This is a genomic window from Actinomyces sp. HMT897, from assembly GCF_016626125.1.
GTDB lineage: Bacteria > Actinomycetota > Actinomycetes > Actinomycetales > Actinomycetaceae > Actinomyces.
Genome location: NZ_CP067336.1, coordinates 2,326,569 through 2,346,215, shown reverse-complemented (window position 1 = coordinate 2,346,215; position 19,647 = coordinate 2,326,569). Strand labels below are relative to the sequence as shown.

General features: G+C 73.2%; 13 protein-coding genes and 3 tRNA genes. 6 read left to right on the top strand and 10 right to left on the bottom strand.

Going from position 1 to position 19,647, the window contains the following annotated elements; genetic code table 11:
• Positions 1-46: 46 nt before the first annotated feature.
• From JJJ15_RS09175 to JJJ15_RS09160, 4 genes are all read right to left on the bottom strand, one after another.
• Entirely contained in the window at positions 47-2,005 is a 1,959-nt protein-coding gene (locus tag JJJ15_RS09175; RefSeq protein ID WP_246741999.1) for a mechanosensitive ion channel domain-containing protein, read from the bottom strand.
• Positions 2,006-2,162: 157 nt separating this feature from the next.
• A tRNA-Phe gene (locus JJJ15_RS09170) sits at positions 2,163-2,238 on the bottom strand.
• A gap of 47 nt (positions 2,239-2,285) precedes the next feature.
• A tRNA-Asp gene (locus JJJ15_RS09165) sits at positions 2,286-2,359 on the bottom strand.
• Positions 2,360-2,391: 32 nt separating this feature from the next.
• A tRNA-Glu gene (locus JJJ15_RS09160) sits at positions 2,392-2,467 on the bottom strand.
• Between the two features lie 236 nt (positions 2,468-2,703).
• Here JJJ15_RS09160 and JJJ15_RS09155 point away from each other — a divergent pair.
• The 5 genes from JJJ15_RS09155 to JJJ15_RS09135 all read left to right on the top strand — a co-directional run bounded on the left by JJJ15_RS09155 (position 2,704) and on the right by JJJ15_RS09135 (position 8,045).
• The gene (locus JJJ15_RS09155) at positions 2,704-4,917 is read left to right on the top strand and encodes an ABC transporter ATP-binding protein (protein ID WP_246741998.1); all 2,214 of its coding nucleotides are present in this window, start codon (positions 2,704-2,706) and stop codon (positions 4,915-4,917) included.
• Positions 4,917-6,650: an ABC transporter ATP-binding protein gene (locus JJJ15_RS09150; RefSeq protein WP_200510533.1), complete on the top strand. Its 1,734-nt coding sequence runs from the start codon at positions 4,917-4,919 to the stop codon at positions 6,648-6,650. Before JJJ15_RS09155 ends, JJJ15_RS09150 begins: the two co-directional genes overlap by 1 nt.
• A gap of 158 nt (positions 6,651-6,808) precedes the next feature.
• The gene (locus tag JJJ15_RS09145; RefSeq protein WP_200510532.1) at positions 6,809-7,276 is read left to right on the top strand and encodes a phage holin family protein; all 468 of its coding nucleotides are present in this window, start codon (positions 6,809-6,811) and stop codon (positions 7,274-7,276) included.
• Positions 7,273-7,614 carry a hypothetical protein gene (locus JJJ15_RS09140; protein WP_200510531.1) on the top strand — a complete coding sequence of 114 codons (342 nt, stop codon included), beginning with the start codon at positions 7,273-7,275 and terminating at the stop codon, positions 7,612-7,614. The genes JJJ15_RS09145 and JJJ15_RS09140 overlap by 4 nt, the downstream gene beginning before the upstream one ends.
• A 221-nt stretch (positions 7,615-7,835) precedes the next feature.
• Entirely contained in the window at positions 7,836-8,045 is a 210-nt protein-coding gene (locus tag JJJ15_RS09135) for a DUF3073 domain-containing protein (protein ID WP_106110374.1), read from the top strand.
• Between the two features lie 312 nt (positions 8,046-8,357).
• Here the strand turns inward: JJJ15_RS09135 and purM are convergent, their stop codons facing one another.
• Both purM and purF read right to left on the bottom strand, forming a co-directional pair.
• Positions 8,358-9,527, bottom strand: coding sequence for a phosphoribosylformylglycinamidine cyclo-ligase (gene purM / locus JJJ15_RS09130; protein ID WP_200510530.1), 1,170 nt, complete (start codon positions 9,525-9,527; stop codon positions 8,358-8,360).
• Between the two features lie 9 nt (positions 9,528-9,536).
• Positions 9,537-11,168 carry an amidophosphoribosyltransferase gene (purF, locus tag JJJ15_RS09125; RefSeq protein WP_246742269.1) on the bottom strand — a complete coding sequence of 544 codons (1,632 nt, stop codon included), beginning with the start codon at positions 11,166-11,168 and terminating at the stop codon, positions 9,537-9,539.
• Between the two features lie 1,304 nt (positions 11,169-12,472).
• Here purF and JJJ15_RS09120 point away from each other — a divergent pair.
• Positions 12,473-12,760 carry a hypothetical protein gene (locus JJJ15_RS09120; protein ID WP_200510529.1) on the top strand — a complete coding sequence of 96 codons (288 nt, stop codon included), beginning with the start codon at positions 12,473-12,475 and terminating at the stop codon, positions 12,758-12,760.
• A 760-nt stretch (positions 12,761-13,520) separates the two neighbouring features.
• Here the strand turns inward: JJJ15_RS09120 and JJJ15_RS09115 are convergent.
• From JJJ15_RS09115 to JJJ15_RS09100, 4 genes are all read right to left on the bottom strand, one after another.
• Positions 13,521-13,895 carry a sterol carrier family protein gene (locus JJJ15_RS09115; protein ID WP_200510528.1) on the bottom strand — a complete coding sequence of 125 codons (375 nt, stop codon included), beginning with the start codon at positions 13,893-13,895 and terminating at the stop codon, positions 13,521-13,523.
• Positions 13,896-15,244: 1,349 nt separating this feature from the next.
• Entirely contained in the window at positions 15,245-17,311 is a 2,067-nt protein-coding gene (locus tag JJJ15_RS09110) for a fructose-specific PTS transporter subunit EIIC (protein WP_200510527.1), read from the bottom strand.
• Positions 17,312-17,463: 152 nt separating this feature from the next.
• On the bottom strand, positions 17,464-18,453 hold the full coding sequence (locus tag JJJ15_RS09105) for a 1-phosphofructokinase family hexose kinase (RefSeq protein ID WP_106110369.1): 990 nt from the start codon (positions 18,451-18,453) through the stop codon (positions 17,464-17,466).
• On the bottom strand, positions 18,450-19,220 hold the full coding sequence (locus tag JJJ15_RS09100) for a DeoR/GlpR family DNA-binding transcription regulator (RefSeq protein WP_200510526.1): 771 nt from the start codon (positions 19,218-19,220) through the stop codon (positions 18,450-18,452). The genes JJJ15_RS09105 and JJJ15_RS09100 overlap by 4 nt, the downstream gene beginning before the upstream one ends.
• Between the last annotated feature and the right edge of the window lie 427 nt (positions 19,221-19,647).

Below are 19,647 nucleotides of genomic sequence, written 5' to 3'. Positions count from 1 at the left end.
ATAGTGGCGTGACGGGCCTGCCGCGCGCGAGTCGACAGCCACAGGCTCAGGACTCGGGGTCCCGGCCTGCTCCCCACCTCCGGGCCGGGCGCCCGTCCCCCCTGGGCAGGATGGAGGTGCGGCGGGGCTCCTCGGCACCCCTGCGCGGCTGCGTCGTGCCGCCGGGGTGGGCCGCGGCTGGCGGGGTGGCGGCGCTGGGGGCGGCGGGGACGGGGGTGGTGATAATGGTGTCGTCCTCCCCCCGGCTGGCAGCAGCCTGCGGGCTGGTGGCGTCCTGGGCCTCCTGCGGCCTGGCACCCTGCTGGTCGGCGTCCTGGCCGGTGGTCGGCTGCGCGTCGTGCGGGCTGGTCCCGGTGTCGGCCGGGGAGGCGCTGTCCCCCGGGGAGGCGGGACGTGCCGTGCCGTGCGCGACGGCGTCGGTCGGGGAGGTGGTGACGGCGGGCATCTCCCGGGTCCTGGCCTGTTCCAGGAGCGCCTTGCTCTCCGCCCCGCTCATGACCTCGGTCTCCTGGAGGACGTCGTCCGGGCCGTCCTCCTCCGCCCCCGGGCGGATGAGGCGCTGGAAGGCGCTGCGGCGGCGCTTGGCGTCACGACGCTGCTTGCGCGCCAGGGAGGCGCGCCAGGAGGAGGCGCGCACCCGGGCGGCCTCAATGGGATCCTCGCTGGCGGGGGCCGCCGCGTCCTCCGGTTCGGGGAGGATCTGCGGGACCGGGCCGCCGCCGCCCGGGGAGGACAGGTGGGCGAGCTCCTCGGCCAGTCGGGCGACCTTCTCGGGGGTGGGGTCGGCGGAGACCTGCACGGTGTCCACCTCCACGCGGGTGCGGGGCAGGGCGTAGGCGGCCTCGGTCTGGAGCCAGGCCACCAGCTCCTCGCGGACGTGGTTCTTCAGGCTCGCCACCGCACCCGGGTTGGGGCCGGAGACGGCTACGCGCACGGTGACGTACTGGGTGGAGGTGTCAATGACGTCGAGGCTGGCCTCCCGCCCGTCCCAGCCCGGGGTCGCCGCCAGGACCTGGTGGAGCTGAGAGCGCAGCGCGGAGACCGGCACCCTCCAGTCCAGGGACATGGTCAGCGACCCGGTGACCTGGTTGCCGCGGCGCGACCAGTTGGCGAAGGGGTGCTCGGTGAAGTACTTGGAGGGCAGGATGAGCCGGCGGTCGTCCCAGATGTGGACCACCACGTAGGTCAGGGTGATCTCCTCGATATTGCCGTTCTCCCCCTCCACCACGACGATGTCGTCCACGCGGATGGCGTCGGTCATGGCCAGCTGGATGCCGGCGAAGACGTTGCCGAGCATGGACTGGGCCGCCAGTCCGGCGATGACGGAGATGAGTCCGGCGGAGGCCAGGAGGCTTCCCATGGCCACGCGGGCGGCCGGGAAGGTCATGATGGCGCCGACGATCCCGCAGATGACGATAATGACCTCGGCCACGCGCCGCAGGATCTGCGCCTGGGTGGTCACGCGCCGGGCCCGGCCCTGGTCGCTGTTCTCACGGGCGTGGCTGACGGTGGTGTCCTCCACCACCCGCACGATCCCGGTGCCCAGCCAGGCGAAGGAGGCCACGACGGCCAGCAGGAGGGAGTGGGTGACCATGGAGGCCCACTTGGGGGTGGCCACCTCGGCCTCCAGGCCGGCGATCCAGACCTGGGCGGCGATGTAGGCGCCGCTGGTGGCGCCGGTGGCGTACAGGGGCAGGTGGCAGTGGTGGGAGAAGCTCAGCCACATAGGCTGACGCCGTCCCATCCTGCGGGCGACAATGAGCACCAGGATCCCGACGACCAGGCCGATGAGCGCCCCTACCAGCAGGTGCCAGGCCAGGGTGAGGGCGTCCACCGTCACCTCGGCCACCTCCGCGACCGTCTTGACCGCGTTGCTGGTGGGTGTGGGGGTCGGCGCGGGCACGGGACTGGATCCGTCCGTGCCCGATCCGGGTGTGGGGGTGGCGGTCAGGAGAAGAGGAACGGACCAGGAGGGTGGGACGGCGGACAGCAGGCTGGCGACCATGGGCTCACCCTAGGGGCCGGGGGCCTGCCCTTGGCGCAGGCCTCGCCCGGGTCTAGGACACACCGGGCCGGTGCGTGCCCCGGCGCACACCCCACCGCGCCCCGGCGCACGCGCCACGCAGTGCAAGGCCCCTGGATCCTTGTGGGTTCCAGGGGCCTGGTGGCTCCGACCGGCGTCGATCCGGTGACCTTTCGATTTTCAGTCGAACGCTCTACCAACTGAGCTACAGAGCCGTGGGACGAGACCGGCCCGATCACTGCTGACCGGGCCGACCAATCCGCGACCTCGACGGGACTTGAACCCGCGACCTCCGCCGTGACAGGGCGGCGCGCTAACCAACTGCGCCACGAGGCCATTGATATGAAACTGTGCTCCACTGGCACGGATGGTACCCCCAACGGGATTCGAACCCGTGCTACCGCCGTGAAAGGGCGGGGTCCTGGGCCGCTAGACGATGGGGGCCAGAAGCCCTTGGCGTTGCCGCGCCTCGAACGGGTAGAACACTAAGGGTCCGGAATCGGGAAGCGCAAATCGATCTCACGTGACACCGCTCACGGCCCGCCTCGGGCGGGACGGGACCGCTGCGACCGGGCCCGGGGAGGGCCGGGGCCGTTACCGGGCCCAAGGCCGCTGGCCGGGCGGGACAGGGCGGGCCGGGGCGACGCAGGGACGTGCCCCGGAGTAGCCTGCCGACCACGATGACGCCGTCTTGTACCACCCCGCCACCACGCCCGACCCCGCCCAGGGCGCCGCGCCTGACGCCCTCCAGGCGTTACGAGCGCCTCCGCGTCCCGCAGACCTCGCCGCGCTACCTGCCCCAGGCCGACGCACCCCTGCCCGAGCCCCCGGCCGACCCCGCGGGGCCCGACGCCGCCACCCGCGCCACCCGCCACCTCCTGGCCTGGCTGGCCCGCCGCAGCACCGGCATCCTCCTGGCCGCCACCCTGGCCGCCACCGTCGCCGCCGTCATCCAGGCCACCGTCCCCACCTTCCTGGGCCTGGCCCTGGACTCCGGGGTCGGTGACGGGCTGAGCCGGCGCGTGTGGCTGCTCAGCCTCACCCTCCTGGGGCTGTTCTGCCTCTACGCCGTCGCCGACACCATGGCCATGTACCTGGCCGCCCACGTGTGGATGCGGACGGCCTTCGACGTCCAGCGCCTCGTGGAGCGCCATGCCGCCCACGTGGGCGCCGCCCTGCCCCGCCAGGTCTCCACCGGGGAGGTCGCCGCCGTCGTGGCCGCCGACGCCGAGTCCATCGGCGTGTTCTACGAACGCCTCCCCCAGCTGATCGGGGCGGCCCTCTCCTTCCTGGTGGTGGCGGTCCTCATGCTGCGTACCTCGGTGACCCTGGGGCTCGTCGTCCTGGTGGGCATGCCCCTGACCGCCTGGATCACCACCCGCCTGGTCAGCCCCCTCCAGAGGCGCCAGAACGTCCAGCGCGAGGCCCAGTCCGCCCTCACCACCATCACCACCGACGCCGTCGCGGGCCTGCGCATCCTGCGGGGGATCGGCGGCGAGGAGGTCTTCGCCCGCCGCTACCGGGACGCCTCCCAGGAGCTGCGCCGCCGGGGCGTCGAGGTGGCCGGGGTCCAGTCCGTGCTCATGAGCCTCCAGGTGCTCCTGCCGGGCCTCTTCGTGGCGGTGGTCATCTGGGCCTCCGCGCGCCAGGCCCTGGCGGGTCACCTGAGCGCGGGCGGGCTGGTCACCTTCTACGGCTACACCGCCTACCTGTCCTGGCCCCTGTGGGTGTTCTCCGAGACGGTCCAGGAGCTGGCCCGCGCCCGCGTGGGGCTGCGCAAGCTCGCCCGGGTCCTGGCGGTGGCCCCGGCCGCGGGCAGCGCGGCCGAGCGTGAGGACCTCGACGCGACCTGCGCCGACCCTCTCACCGGGACGATCGTGGACGAGACCTCGGGACTGGTCCTGGCCCCCGGGGCCATGACCGCCGTGGTGTGCGCGGACCCGGACGCCTCCGCCGCCCTGGCCACCCGCCTGGGCCGCTTCGACGACGGCCAGGGCCGGGTCACGCTGGCCGGGCGGCCCCTGACCGACATGCCCCTGGCGCAGGTGCGGGCCTCCGTGGTGGTGTCCGGGGCCACCGCCGAGCTCTTCACCGGGACCCTGCGCGAGGCCCTCGACGCCCGCCGCCCCCTGGGGGCCCGACCCTCAAGCCTCCTGGACCTCGTCCGCGCCGAGGCCTCCCGCGTCGGGGTGGCGGCCGCGGACCAGCAGGTCCACCAGGCCCCCGCCCACGCCGAGGGCGACGAGCGCCTCCTGGCCGCCCTGGAGGTGGCCGACGCCGGGGACGTCCTGTCCTCCCTGGAGGCGGGCCTGGCGGGCATGATCACGGAGAAGGGCCGGTCGCTCTCGGGGGGCCAGCGCCAGCGCGTGGCCCTGGCGCGGGCCCTCCTGACCGAGGCCCCCACCCTCGTCCTGGTGGAGCCCACCAGCGCCCTGGACTCCCACACGGAGTCCCGGGTCGCCCGACGCCTCCGCCGGGCCCGCTGCGGACGCACCACGGTGGTCGTCACCGAGTCCCCCCTGGTGCTGGAGGCCTGCGACGCCGTCGCTCTCCTGAGGGAGGACGGCACCGTGAGGACCACGGGGACCCACCGGGACCTGCTGGCCCAGGCCCGACGCGGCGACCCGGACGCCCTGGCCTACCGCGCCGTCGTCGCCCGGGCCACCGGCCAGGAGGCCGGCGACCCCCACCCCGGGGGGCCACCGCCCGGGGACCCCAGGGACGCCGGGGGCACCGAGCCCGGCGACGTGGGCAGCGCCCGGCCCGGCACCCCACCGACCACCACCCGGCCCGGCACCCCACCACCTGGTGCGGCTCTCAAGCAGGCCCCCGGCCAGCCCGGGGAGGGCGCCGGCCAGCCCGAGCAGGCCCCCGGCAGGGAGGTGGAGGCCTAATGCTGCCCGTCGCCCCCGGCCCGGTGGCCCTGCGCAAGACCCTGGGCATCATGCTCTCCTACCGGTGGCGCCTCGTGGGGGTCCTCACCCTGCAGGTCGTCGCGGTCCTGTCCACCCTGGTGGCCCCCCAGCTCCTGGGGCGGCTCGTCACCCGCGTCTCGGGCGGGACCGCCACCACCGGCTACGTGGACCGGGTGGTGGGGGCCATTGTGGTGGTCACGGTGGCGGGCGCGGTCGTCAACCGCTACGCCCAGATGCGGGCGCGCGTCCTGGGCGAGTCGGTGTTCGCCGACCTGCGCGAGCGCATGATGAACCGGGTGGTCCACCTGCCCCTGAGCGCCGTGGAGTCCGCGGGCACCGGGGACCTGGTGGGTCGCACCACCACGGACATCTCCCGTATCGAGTTCCTGGTGCGCACCGGCGTGCCGCAGATCCTGGTCTGCGTGGTCACCATCGTGCTCACCATCGTGGCGGCCACCGTCTCCAGCCCCCTCCTGGCCCTGGGGCTGCTCGTGGTGGCGCCACCGGTGTGGGGGATGATGCGCTGGTACCTGCCCGTGGCCATCCCCACCTACCGGGCGGGCTCCGCCGCGACGGCCCGTATCAACGGCACGGTGACCGAGACCGTCGAGCACGCCCAGACGGTGGACGCCCTGGCCCTGGGCCAGCGCCGTCAGGAGGCCGTGCAGAGGGCCGTGGCCGAGGCGTGGTCCCTGGAGCACCTGGGGGTCTGGCTGCGTCGTCGGCTGTACCTGGTCCTGGACGTGGCGTGGCGCGCCCCGGTGGTGGTCATCCTCCTGTGGGGCGCCTTCCTGGCCTCCCGGGGCGTGGTGGGCCTGGGCGCCATCACCACGGTGGCCCTCTACGCCATGGAGCTGCGCAAGCCGATCGGCCAGCTCATGTTCTGGATCGACCTGGTCCAGGTGGCCCAGGCCTCCCTGTCACGCATCCTGGGGGTGGAGGAGGTGGCACCGGACCGGGTCCCCACCGGTCAGGTGCCCCAGGGCACGCAGGTGCGCCTGGAGGGCGTGTGCTTCTCCTACCGGGAGGGCCACGAGGTCCTCCACGACGTGAGCCTGGACCTCGTGCCCGGGGAGCGGCTCGCCGTCGTCGGCCCCTCCGGGAGCGGGAAGTCCACCCTGGGACGCATGCTCGCCGGCATCAACCCGCCGACGTCCGGGACCGTGAGCGTGGGCGGGGTGAGCCTGACCGACCTGTCCGAGGCCGAGCTGCGACGCAACGTGGCCCTCATCACCCAGGAGCACCACGTGTTCTCCGGCTCCGTGGCGGACAACGTGCGCCTGGCCCGCCCCCAGGCCGACGCGGCCACGGTCACCGGCGCCCTGGAGGCCATTGGTGCCATGGACTGGGTGCGGGCCCTGCCCGAGGGCGTGGACACCCTCGTGGGCTCAGGGCACCTCGCGCTCTCCCCCGCCCAGGCCCAGGAGCTCGCCCTGGCCCGCCTGGTCCTCCTGGACCCCCACACCCTGGTCCTGGACGAGGCGACCAGCCTGCTGGATCCCCGGGCCGCCCGCGTCCTGGAGCGGACCCTGTCCACGACCCTGGCCGGGCGCACGGTGGTGGAGGTGGCGCACCGCCTCTACACCGCCGCCGACGCCGACCGTGTGGCCGTGGTCATGGACGGGCGGATCGTGGAGCTGGGCACCCACGACGAGCTCGTGGCGGCGGGCGGGGAGTACGCCTCCCTGTGGCGGGCCTGGAACCAGGGGTAGGCGCCCGGCCCGCCCCCGGCCCGCCCCCGGCGTGTCCCGGTCTCCGCCCGGCCCGGCCGGGGACGGGGCTGCACGTAGGGACCTGTTCGTGAGAACCTTGTGCCCATCACGCGCCCGGCCGCCCCGCGGCCGACCACCGTCACGTCAAAGGTTCGCAGATGAGTCAGCAGTCCCCCGCACCCCCGCACCCGCCACAGGACACTGCGCCCCAGCCCGGGCTCGGCGAGCTCCTCGCCCGGATGTCAGACAACATGATGGGGATCCTCCGCGGTGAGATCTCCCTGGCCAAGGCCAGGCTCCAGCGCCTGGCCAAGGTGGGCGGGCTCGGTGCCACCCTCCTGAGCGTCGCCGGGATCCTGTTCCTGTTCGCCCTGGGCTTCCTGCTGACCGCGGCCGCCCAGGCCCTGAGCCTGGTGCTGCCCGCGTGGGCCGCCTCCCTCATTGTGGTACTGGTCCTGCTCCTGGTCGCCATCCCCCTGGCCGTCACCGGTCTCAAGCGCCTGCAGCAGGCCAAGGCCCAGGCCGACGGCCTCAAGGACACGCCGGCCCAGCTGCGCGACGACCTCCAGGCCGTCAGGACGGCCGTGACCACGGGCCTGACCAGGGACAAGGAGAGCGACTCATGAGCACCACCCCAGCCGGACCGCCCTCGGGCCCCCAGGACGTCGAGGCCGACCTGGCCAGGCGCCGGGCCGCCCTGGTGGCCGACGCCCAGGCCCTGGGCGAGTTCATCGCCCCCGCCCATGTCAAGGCCATGGCCAGCGAGGCCGTCAGCAGCCGGGTCACCCGGATCCGCACCCGCGTCACCGAGGCCCTGAGCCCGCAGCGTCTCAAGGCCAGGGCCACCCGCCTGGTCGACGACGCGCGCGACGGCGACCCGGCCTCCCTGTCGCTCCTGACCGGCCTGGCCGCGGGCCTGGCGATCCTGAGCACCGTCGCCCTGGTCAAGGCCCTGCGCCGCTAGGACCTTCGTCCGGTGGCGGCCACCGGGCCCGGCGGCCCACGGGTCGTCGGGCAGGGCGGTCTCGCCGTCGGGGCCCGTGCGTGCCGCGCGACACGTCCACGCCGGGGCCCATTGAATGGTGCATTCCGGGGCCAACGATGTACGGTAGCCCCACGACACATTTGCCCAGTGAGAGCGCGCCCACGTGTGCGCCAAGAGATACGTTGGAGGGGGTCGAGCCTATGGGGCGCGGCCGTCAGAAGGCCAAGGCGACCAAGGTCGCCCGCAAGCTCAAGTACTTCAGTCCCCAGACTGACTACGCGGCGCTGGAGCGCGAGCTCTCGACCTCGTCCGCGTCCTCCGGTCCGGACACTGACGAGGTCGACTACGAGGAGCTGGCCTCCAAGTATAACGTCGACGACGATGACTGGGGCGACCAGGGCAAACGCTAGCACCCTCTCCTAGGCCGTCTCGCACGACGAGGGCCGTGGGGTACCGCGCGCCTGCGCCGGGTTAAGCCCGGGTAGGGGCCTGGCACCATGTGCCGGCCCCCGGGCTGCCCCCAGGGCACCAGGGCCCACCATGGCATGGCGGGGTGCGCCGTCGCCCTGGAGGCGTCCCCGGCTCCCGTGTACCCGAGGCCCCGTCCCGAGGAGGCGTCCCAGGACCCTGCCCGGGCGGGCCCCTGCCTCGGAGAGCCCTCTAGACCCGCGTCTCGGGGCCGGGACGGAGCCCGGGGGCGGGCCCCGTCCCCGAAAGAGCCCTCAGGTGGTGCGGTAGGCGCCGTGGACGTCCACGGCCCCGCCGTCCACCCCCTTGGTGCCCGACACCACCCGGCCCCGGGGTACGTAGTCCGTCCCGGCGTGGACGGCCCCCAGGGTCCAGGCGGGGATCCCGGCGGCCCGCGAGGCGGCCAGGGCGTCATCGACCGCCTCGGGCGCGACGACGGCGACCATGCCGACCCCCAGGTTGAGGGTCCCCTCCAGGTCGTCCCACGGCACCGAGCCCGCAGCCCGGACCACGTCGAAGACCGGTGGTACCGTCCAGGACCCCCGGTCCACGTCGGCTACCGTCCCGGCAGGCAGGACCCGGGCGAGGTTGGCGGCCAGGCCCCCGCCGGTGACGTGGCTCAGGGCCCGCACCCCCTCGCCGAGCCCCGGCTCGGCACCGGGGTCGTACAGGGCCTGGATCATGCCCAGGCAGGCGGTGGTGTACAGGCGGGTGGGCTCCAGCAGCTCCTCGCCCAGGGTGCGTCCGAGCTCGGGGACCACCCGCCCCAGCTGCCAGCCGGCGTGCTCGATGACGCGCCGCACCAGGGAGTAGCCGTTGGAGTGCAGGCCGGAGGAGGCCATGGCCACCAGGACGTCACCGGGGCGCACACGCTCGGCGCCGAGCACGCGGTCGGCCTCCACCACGCCGGTGGCGGCGCCGGCGACGTCGTACTCCTCAGGGCTCATGAGCCCGGGGTGCTCGGCGGTCTCCCCACCCAGCAGGGGGGTGCCCACGGCGGCGCAGGCGGTGGCCACGCCGCGGACGATGTCGGCGACCCGCTCGGGGACCACGTGGCCGCAGGCGATGTAGTCGGTCATGAGCAGGGGGCGGGCCCCGACCACCACGATGTCGTCCACCACCATGCCCACCAGGTCCGCCCCGATGGTGTGGTGGACGCCCAGGGCCTGGGCGATGGCGACCTTGGTGCCCACGCCGTCGGTGGAGGTGGCCAGCAGGGGACGGCGGTAGTCGCGCAGGGCGCTGACGTCCACCATGCCGGCGAACCCGCCCACTCCCCCGACGACGGCCGGGGTCATGGTGGCGGCCACGCTCGCCCTCATGAGCTCGACGGCGCGGTCCCCGGCGGCGGTGTCCACCCCGGCGGAGGCGTAGGTGATGCCCTGGCCAGGACGGTCGGGCGTCTCGGAGGAGGTCTGGCTCATGGGGGCTCCTTAGGAGGTCGGAGGGATGGTCGTGGGGCTGCCGGCGGCCAGGTCGGGGCGGCTCACCTCCCGGCTGGTGCCGCCCCTGCCGGGGGTGCCGTCAGGACGACGGCGGTACGCGCTGGGGACGTGGGAGACGGGCAGGGAGCTGACCGGGGGGCCGCCGGTGGGGACGGTCGTGGGGTAGGAGCCGGTGAAGCAGGCCATGCACAGCTCGGAGGCCGCCTGCCCGGTGGCCCGGACCATGCCCTCCACGGAGAGGTAGCCCAGGGAGTCGGCGCCGATGGACCGGCAGACCTCCTCCACGCTCATGGAGGTGGCAATGAGCTCGGCGCGGGTGGCGAAGTCGATGCCGTAGAAGCAGGGCCAGGTCACCGGCGGGGAGGAGATGCGGACGTGGATCTCGGCGGCCCCGGCCTCGCGCAGCATGCGCACCAGGGCCCGCTGGGTGTTGCCGCGCACAATGGAGTCGTCCACCACCACCAGGCGCTGGCCCTCAATGACCTCGCGCACCGGGTTGAGCTTGAGGCGGATGCCGAGCTGGCGCAGGGTCTGGGTGGGCTGGATGAAGGTCCGGCCCACGTAGGCGTTCTTGACCAGCCCCTGGGCGTAGGGGATGCCGGAGGCCTGGGCGTAGCCGATGGCGGCGGGGGTGCCGGACTCGGGTGTGGCGATGACCAGGTCGGCCGCTACCGGGTACTCCCGGGCCAGGGCGGCGCCCATGGCGTTGCGGGCGGCGATAATGCTCCGCCCGGCGATACGGGTGTCGGGGCGGGCCAGGTAGACGTACTCGAACACGCAGCCGGCCCGCTTGGCCACGGCGAACCGGCAGGAGCGCACGCCGTCGGCGTCAATGCGGAGGAACTCCCCGGGCTCGACCTCACGCACGAAGGCGGCGCCCACAATGTCCAGGGCGGCGGTCTCGGAGGCCACCACCCAGCCGCGCTCGAGGCGCCCCAGGACCAGGGGGCGCACCCCGTGGGGGTCGCGGGCGGCGTAGAGGGTGCGCTCGTCCATGAAGACCAGGCTGTAGGCGCCCCGCAGCATGGGCAGGACGCGACGGGCGGCCTGCTCCACGCTCAGCGGGGCCTGCGCCCGGGCGACGTCCTCGGGCGGTTCCATGCCGGCCTCGGCGACGTCGGCGGCGGTGTCCCAGCCGTCCACCTCCCCGCGCTCGGCCACCAGGCTCATGAGGGAGGCCAGGACGGCGGTGTCGGTGGAGGAGCCGCGGCCGAGCTCACCGGTGAGGTCCTCCCCGGAGGTGCGGAAGACCGCCTCCATGAGCTCGCGGGTGTTGGTGAGGTTGCCGTTGTGGGTCAGGGCCAGGGTGGAGGAGGAGACAGGCCCGAGCATGGGCTGGGCGTTCTCCCAGGTGGTGGCGCCGGTAGTGGCGTAGCGCACGTGGCCTACCGCCTGGTGGCCGGTCAGGCCGGTCAGGGTGTTGTCGTCGAACACCTGGGAGACCAGGCCCAGGTCCTTGTAGACCCGGATGCTGGCCCCGTCCGTGGTGGCGATCCCGGCGGACTCCTGCCCGCGGTGCTGGAGGGCGTACAGGCCGAAGTAGGTCAGGCGGCTGACCTCCTCACCCGGGGCCCACACGCCGAACACGCCGCACTCCTCGCGGGGCTCGGGGTCGTGCAGGACGTCGGCGGGGTCCGGGGCCCTGGTGGGACCGGAGCTCGTGCAGTCCGGAGGCCGCACCACACGGTTGGTGAGGTCCGGGGCCCTGGTGGGACCGGAGGCTCTGGCGGGGTCCGAGACGTCCTCCAGGACGTTGGCGGGGTCCGACGGCGCCACCGGCCCCAGGGGGTCGCGCGCGCCGAGGGTGGTGAGGGTATCGCCTTCTCGCACCTGCCCAGTCTTGCACACCTGCGGGATGGCTGCCGGGCCGCCCAATCACTCTCCCGCTCCCCCAGCTGCCACACCCCCACCCAAAGTGAACGTGCTCTCGGGCAGGTGGACGCGCTTTCAAGCGGATGGGCGCGCTTTCGGGTGGGTGAACGCTACTTCAGGCGGCGTTCACCCACCTGAAAGCGCGTTCACTCCTCCAAGAACACGTCCACCCGGCAGGCGACCCACCGCCGTCCGGCACACCGATGCCCAACCAGCGTAGAGCTCTCTACAGTCACGTAGCCATCGCTTGACAATATGAGCATATGTTGGTCATCATAAGACATGGACCTACGACAACCTTTAACGATACCAACGGTCGTCTCTAGCACCGACCTTCCAGACGCGCTACCAGCACATGCTGTCCGTCTCGCGCGGGGCCAGTACCTTCTTGCCACCGTTCCCCCTCCCGCCTGGGCGCAGCAGCGGGAGGTCAGCCTGGCACGCCTCCTGGCAGTCAGTCGCGCCGCCCGCACACCGGTGTGCTTCTCCCACGAGTCCGCCGCCCTCCTGCACGGCGCCTGCCTCTACCGCCAGGAGCCTGACGTCCACACCACTCGCCCCACCTCCTCCGCCCGGACCTCTGCCCGACTGCCAAGCATGGTCTACGGCGGCCCCCTGACTCGGGAGCGCCCTCAGGGGCAGACCCCGGGCACGCCTCAGGGCTCCTCCCTCCTGAGGGGCCGTGAGGTGCGGCACCGGCGGCACGCCCTGGCGGTCCCGGACTCCGACGTCACCCACGTCTACGGCCTGCCGGTCACGACGCTCCCACGCACAATGGCGGACTGCCTCCTGGACCTCCCCTGCCCTGACGCCCTCGTCATTGCCGACTCCCTGCTGCGCATCGCCGCTCGCCCTGACCGCTTCCACCCGGGCCCGGAGCGACAGCGGGTGCGCGACCTGCTCCGGGAGGTGTCCACACGCATAGAGCAGGCGTCCTGCCGACGGCGCCGGTTGCGTGCACGCCGCCTGCTCCCCTTCCTCAGCCCCTGGGCGGAGTCGCCCGGTGAGAGCGTGCTGCGGCTGGCCCTGCTACGGGCGGGCGCCCCGAGCCGGTGGCCCAGCACCCGGTCCAGGTCCGGGGAAAGTGGTACTTCCCGGACCTCGCCTGGCCCGCGCTCTGCCTGGGGGTAGAGTTCGACGGCGCCGTAAAGTACACGGATCCGGGCACCCTGTACCAGGAGAAGCTCCGTCAGGAGCACCTGGCCGGAACAGGCTGGAGGCTGGTACGTGTGGGCTGGAACGACCTGCGCGGCGACGACGCGGCGCTCACGACCCGTCTGCTCCAGTGCCTGCCACCCGGGACGGCGTTCGAGCTCACGCCCCGGGCCTGGATGCGCTGATCCTGCGCCCATCACCCGCCCCTAGACGGCGGGCCCACGCTGGTCCTGTGCCGCTCCCAGACGGAGGGCTCACACTGACCCTGCGCCCGCCCCCAAGACTTACCCGAGAGGGTCGGACACGCCTACGACGGGTTCAACCGCGCCCAGGTCCGGGCCCGCCCCGCCCGCACAGCTGACTCCACGCCCAGGTACCCCACCCACCTGAACGCGCTCTCAGGCCGGTGAACGCGCTCTTAGGTAGATAGGCGCGCTTCTAAGCAGGTGAACGCGCTTTTACGCGGATGAACGCCGCCTAATGTGGCGTTCACTAACCCGCGAGCGCGCCTATCCCCCCAAGATGGCGTTCACCTGCCCAGAAGGACGCCCAACCTACTGAGAGAGCGTTCACCCGCCTAAGAGCACATTCAGCCCATGGGACCCGCTCGTCTCCGGTTGGCCCGCCGCCCTCGCCGCCAGCAAGCTTCTCGACCTGATGGGACCCGCTCGTCTCCGGTTACCCCCGTCAATACCCACCCCTCAGGCACATAGCAGCAGCGCTCCCTCACCCCTGCTCCTGGAAGCCACGCAGGCCCACCCTTCGGCATGCAGGAGAGGCCCTCGTCCATGCCTCGCCCAGTGGCCACGGTGACCTTCGGCCCTCAGGCACACAGGAGGCGGTGCGGGCTGTGGCCCTGGTGGCCCGGCGGGACCGGCCCACCCTCAGGCACGCAGGAGCGGCGGCAGCGGTCCGTGGTGCGTGTGGTCTACGAGCCCGCGGCCCTCAGGCACGCAGGAGCGGCAGGTAGGGGCTGAGGTCGCAGCGCTCGCCGGAGGCGGCCAGGGCGCCTGACGCCATCGCCTCCTGCCAGCCCAGGCGTCCTGTGGCCAGGGCGAGCCAGGTGGCGGCGTCGGTCTCGACGACGCTGGGCGGGGTCCCTCGGCGGTGCACCGTCCCAGCCACGGCCTGGACAGCGCCAAAAGGTGGCACGCGGACCTCCACGCTCCGCCCGGGCGCGCAGGCGGCCAGCTCCTCCAGGGTAAAACGCACGGCCGTGGCCGTGACCTGCCGGGGCAGGGACTGGCCCTTCTGGGCCGCTGCCCACTGCCGAGCCGCGCGGGCCCCGTCCTGAGGGCTGACTCGTCGTCGTGCTGCCATGGCCCCAGGCTAGCCTTGCCCACGACAGGCCCCGCAAGACCTCGCCAGGAGCGGCTTGTCCCCGACCATGGCGTCCATCGACGTCGCACCCGTAAGACCCCGCCGGGAGCGGCTGGTGGCGGCCTGGCGCTCCTGGTCGGGCACCCCGGCCTCACGAGCGGCTGGTACCGGAGGGGTCTCACGCTCCCAGCAACACCGGGCGGCCGTGCGGCCTCTGGTGAGGGGCGGCAGCGCCGCCTCACGCCTTGGCAGCACCGAGCCGACCGGCCCCTGGACACCTTGGCCCAGGCCGCACGCTCCCGGCAGCATCGGGCGGCTGTTTGGCGCAGCCTAAGACTTACGTGTAGCGCAGCCTGAGACTTAAGGATCCGGGCACAGGCTGCGACGGTGCGGACGCCACAACTACCGAGGACTCCCGCAGGGGACTGGGGACGAGCAGCTATCAGCTCTTAGGGCCTGGGTGACGAGAACCCCGCAAGGGACTGGGTGAGGGACTACCGATGGTCCGGCGCGCCGGACCCTGCGATGCCCGCAGGGGGCCGGTGAAGGCTACCGAATGGTCCGGCGCACCAGCGGAGGATCCCCGCAGGGGGCTGGGGTCGAGGCACCTGGGCCCAGTCGGGCAGCAGCACACGACCCCCGCAACTACTCAGGCACGACGCCGCCCGGTGACCGTACCTGACGGTCACCGGGCGGTATTGCAGCCCCGGTCGGGCCGGGTGGGGAAAGCCCGACCGGAAGCGGCCATGGGGCGGGCACCGACGAGCTCATAGTCGGTGACCGCGGACTCGACCCTCACGTGGACACGGGGACCGGGCCGGGCTGGTCCTTGCGCACCCCGAAACACAGCTCGACCCTCACGTGGACACACGGGGACCGGGGCGGCGGGATCGCGCGCGGTGCGCACCGTCCAGGGACTTCTCACGCGGCCGCGGGGCCAGGGGTCGAGGACGGCCCGAACTAGTCAGCACGGTGGCCCTCACGCGGCCGCGGGGGCCAGTGCCGGAGACACCCCGGCGGACCACGTCATTGCGGCGACCCTCACGCACTCGCGGGAGCCAGCCCCGAGAACTCTGGCGTTACAGACTGCTCGGGGGCGACCTTCACGCACTCGCGGGAGCCAGGCCGCCACCCCAGTAGTCCCCAGGGCGGCGGCTACCGACCCTCACGCAGCCACGGGGCCAGGTCCCAACGCGAGCTTCCCAACCTGCTAGCACGGTGACCCTCACACGGCCGCGGGAGCCAGCCCGCCGCCCCGGGCGACCAGGCCCCCGGCGAGGAGCCGACCCTACGCAGCCGCAGGGGCCGGGCCCCCGCCACGGAGGCGGGGGCCACCGGGGTCAGCGACCCTACGCGGCCGCAGGGGCCGGGCTCTTCTTCTTGGCGGACTTCAGGACCACCACCAGGGCGGCGGACACCACCATCCCGGCCAGGATCGCCAGGACGAAGCCGAGGAAGTTCTCAATGGCGAAGAACACGAACACCCCGCCGTGAGGTGCGCGCGACCCCACGTGCATGGCCATAGACAGGGCGCCGGTGACGGCCCCGCCGGCCATGGTGGCCGGGATAATGCGCAGCGGGTCGGCCGCGGCGAAGGGGATGACGCCCTCGGTAATGAAGGACAGCCCCAGCAGCCAGGCGCTGCGCCCGTTCTCGACCTCGGCCTTGGTGAACAGGCGCGGACGCAGGAAGGTCGCCACGGAGATCGCCAGCGGGGGCACCATACCGGCGGCCATAACGGCGGCCATGATCTCCATCGTGGGAGGGGAGTCCGGGTTCAACCCCGCGGTGGCGAAGAGGTAGGCGGCCTTATTGACCGGACCACCCATGTCAAAGCACATCATAAGACCCAGGATAACGCCCAGGATCATGGCCGAGCCGCCACTGGACATGGAGGTCAGGCCGTTCTGCAGACTGGTCATGAGAGCCGCCAGGGGCTTGCCCAGGAACATGTACATGACCGAGCCGACCACCAGGGTGGTGCCCAGCGGGATAATGACCACGGGCATGAGCCCGCGCAGCCACTTGGGCACATTGAGCCCGGCCAGCCAGGCCGCGAAGTAGCCAGCGAGGATACCGCCGATCAGGCCGCCGATAAAGCCCGAGTTCACGGCCAGGGCCACTGTGCCCATGGCGAAGCCGGGGGCGATGCCGGGGCGCCCGGCCAGGCCGAAGGCGATGTAGCCGGCCAGCGCCGGGACCAGGAAGCCCATGGCGGCCTGCCCCAGCAGCAGGAAGATCGAGCCCACGTAGAGCAGGAGACCGCTGGAGTGCGCAGCCCCCTCCACCTCGCCGGGCGGGTTCCACAGGGTGTACTCCTTGAACACCGTCTGGGCCACCGACTGCGTCTTCCCCTCAGGGGTCAGGGCGATGTCGTAGCCGCCGAGCAGGAAGCCCAGGGCAATGAGCAGACCACCGGCGGCCACGAAGGGGATCATGTAGGACACGCCGGTCATGACGGCGCCCTGGAGGCGCCGCGCCCAGTGCTCGTCCTCCTCCTCGGCGGCGGCCTCGCCACCCTCGCCGCCTGCGGGGACCCGGGCGGCGTCGGGGTCCTTCATGGCGGCCAGGGCCTGGTCCACGAGCTTGCCCGCGTCGTTGACGGCGGCCTTGACCCCGACGTCGATCACCGGCTTACCGGCGAAGCGCTCACGGCCCTTGACGGGCAGGGCGTGGGCGAAGATGACGGCGTCGGCCTTCTCAATGAGGGCGGGGTCGAGCCAGTCGATCTTGCCCGAGCCCTGGCCCTCGATGTGGACCTCGACGCCACGCTCCTTGCCGGCCTGCTCCAGGGCCTCGGCGGCCATGAAGGTGTGGGCGATGCCGGTGGGGCAGGAGGAGACGCCCACGATGACGGTCCCCTTGCTGCCCGCGGGGGCCGCGTGCGAGGTGGGCGCCGCCGTGGAGGCGGGGGCCGCGTCGGCGGGGGCGTCCTCCAGCAGCTCGGGCTGGACCTGCTGGGTGACCAGGCGGACGACGTCCTGGGCGGTGGGGGCGGCGCGCAGGGCGTCGGTGAAGTCGGTGCGCATGAGGCCGCGGGCGAGCTTGGCCAGCAGCTGGAGGTGGAAGTCGTCGGCCCCGGCGGGAGCGGCGATCATGAAGATGAGGTCGGCGTCCCGGTCGTCGGCGGCGCCGAAGCTCACGGGCTCAGCCAGGCGGGCGAAGCCCAGGGAGGGGGCGAGCACGTGGGGGCTGCGGCAGTGCGGGATGGCGATGCCCCCGGGGATGCCGGTGGGCGCGGTGGCCTCACGGGCCAGGGCGTCGGTGGCCAGGCCGTCGGGCGAGCTGGCGCGGCCGGCGCCGGCCACGACGGAGGCCAGGAACTCGATGACGTCCTTCTTCTCCTTCCCGGGTGAGGCGTCGAGGGCGACGAGCTCAGGCACAATCAGTGGTACCTGCTGCGGTGCTGGTGACATTGTTCTTTCCTTGTGGGTCGGGCGACGAGGCGCTCGGGGTGGGGTGGTAATGAGTGCTGACGATCGATAATGAGCGGCGGCTCAGTGGTGCTGGCGACGCGGGGGCGCAGCCGCCGGGACGGCCGCGGCCCGGAGCCGGGCGCGGCGGGCGCTCACAGCGCGGTGACGACGGAGGCCAGCGAGGGCAGGTCGGCGGGCGTGGGCAGGGTGGTGCCGGGCAGGCTGGCGGCGGCCGAGCCGTAGGCCATGGCGGTGGACAGGCGCCGGGACTCGTCCCCGCCGCGCACGTCGGCCAGGACGTAGCCGGCCACGGAGGAGTCCCCGGCGCCGACCGTGGAGACCACCGGCACCCGCGGGGCGGTGGCGTGCCAGGCGCCGTCGGGGGTGACGAGCACGGCTCCCGCCGCGCCCAGGGTGGCCATGACGGCGCCGATCCCCAGGTCCACCAGGACGCGGGCGGCGGCGGCCACGGGCTCCAGGTCCCCGGCCATGGCCCCCTCCTCCAGGTCGGTGGCGCCCACCCCGGCCAGCTGGGCGAGCTCCTCGCCGTTGGGCTTGATCAGGTCCGGGGCGGAGCCGGGCAGGGCGGCGGCCAGGGCGGCCAGGGGGGCGTCGGAGGTGTCCACGGCAATGCGCACCCCCAGGGGGCGCAGGAGCCCCACCAGGCGCACGTACCAGTCCACCGGGGCGCCGGGCGGCAGGGAGCCGGACAGGACCGCCCAGTGGTGCTCGTCCGTGGCGGTGGGCGGGGCGGAGGCGAGGGCCTCCAGCAGGGCGTGCTCGACGGCGTCGACCTCCTCCGCGCTCAGGCCCGCGCCGGGCTCGTTGAGCTTGGTGGTGGTGCCGTCGGGCTCGGTGACGGCGGTGTTGACGCGGGCAGCCCCGGCCACGGGCACGGGCAGGGCGGTCAGGCCGGGCAGGCCCAGGGCGGCGATGGCGGCCAGGAGCGGGTCGTGCGTGGCGGCGGGCAGGACGGTGGTGACGGGCTGTCCGGAGGCGGCCAGCACGCGGGCGACGTTGACCCCCTTGCCGCCGGGCTCCACGGTGACGGAGGCCAGGCGGTTGACGGCGCCGCGCAGCAGCGGGCCGGGCAGGGTGACGGTGCGGTCGAGCGAGGGGTTGGGCGTGAGTGTGGTGATCATGTGGTGAGGACCTCTGCTCCGGTAGTGGTGATGGCGGTGTGGAGGCTGGTGGGTAGGGGGCGGTCGGTGACCAGGACGTCGATGGCGTCCAGGGGGGCGAAGGAGACCAGGTGCTCCTGGCCGACTTTGGAGGAGTCGAGCAGGACCACGACCCTGTCGGCGGCCGCGACCATGGCCCGCTTGGTGGCGGCCTCCTCCGGGTCGGGGGTGGACAGGCCGTGACGGGCGCTGAGCCCGTTGGCCCCGATGACGGCGGTGTCCACGCGCAGGGTGGCCAGGGTGGCCAGGGCCTCGGGGCCGACGGCGGCCTGGGTGAGGCCGCGGACCTGACCGCCCAGGATCCGCACGCTGAGGTGCTCCTGCGGGGCCAGTGCCGAGGCGGTCAGGACCGAGGAGGTGATAATGGTCAGGGGCGTCCCGGGCGGCAGGAGGGGGACGAGTGCGGCCACGGAGGTGCCCGCGTCCAGGATGAGGCGGTCGCCCGCCCCCAGGTCCAGGGCGCCCACGGCGACCCGGGCCATGGCCCGCTTGGCCTGAGCGTGAGACTGCTCACGTTCAATGACGGCGGTCTCGGGGGCGGCGACGGCGGAGGTGGCCACCGCCCCGCCGTGGACCTTGCGCAGGGCGCCGCGCCTGTCCAGGGCGGTCAGGTCCCGGCGGATGGTCTCGACGGTGACGCTGTGGCGCTCGGCGAGCGCGGTGACGCTGACGCGGCCGTTGACGAGGACCTCGTCGACGATGGACTCCTGCCGCGCCTCAGCGCTCATCTGCCCCACGACTCCTCCTCCCTTGGATCATCGCCCGATCGGACGCCGATAAGAGGACTATAGCGCCCGATCGGACATGTGGCCACACGATTTCGGACATTCCGGCCTCTCGGCAGGTGATTTGCACCACTATCATAGTGGTAGCGCGGCGATTGTTCACCTCTTACGCCGACGGCGTGGCCAGAGCCCTCGCAGCACCCCCAGATCCGTGAGAACGGTACTTATTGCTCGCGAGAACGGTACTTGTTGCTCGTGAGAACGGACGAGGTAGCCAGCCGCCACCGCGCCCTCGCAGCCCCGGGAGCACCCTCCCCAGCCGGGGCCTCCACCTGGACACGCGGACCGGCCTGCCAGGTGGCCGTCCTGTGAGCTGACCTGGCCGGGCCGCCACCTGGACGCGCGAACCAGCCCCTCACGGTCTTGGGTA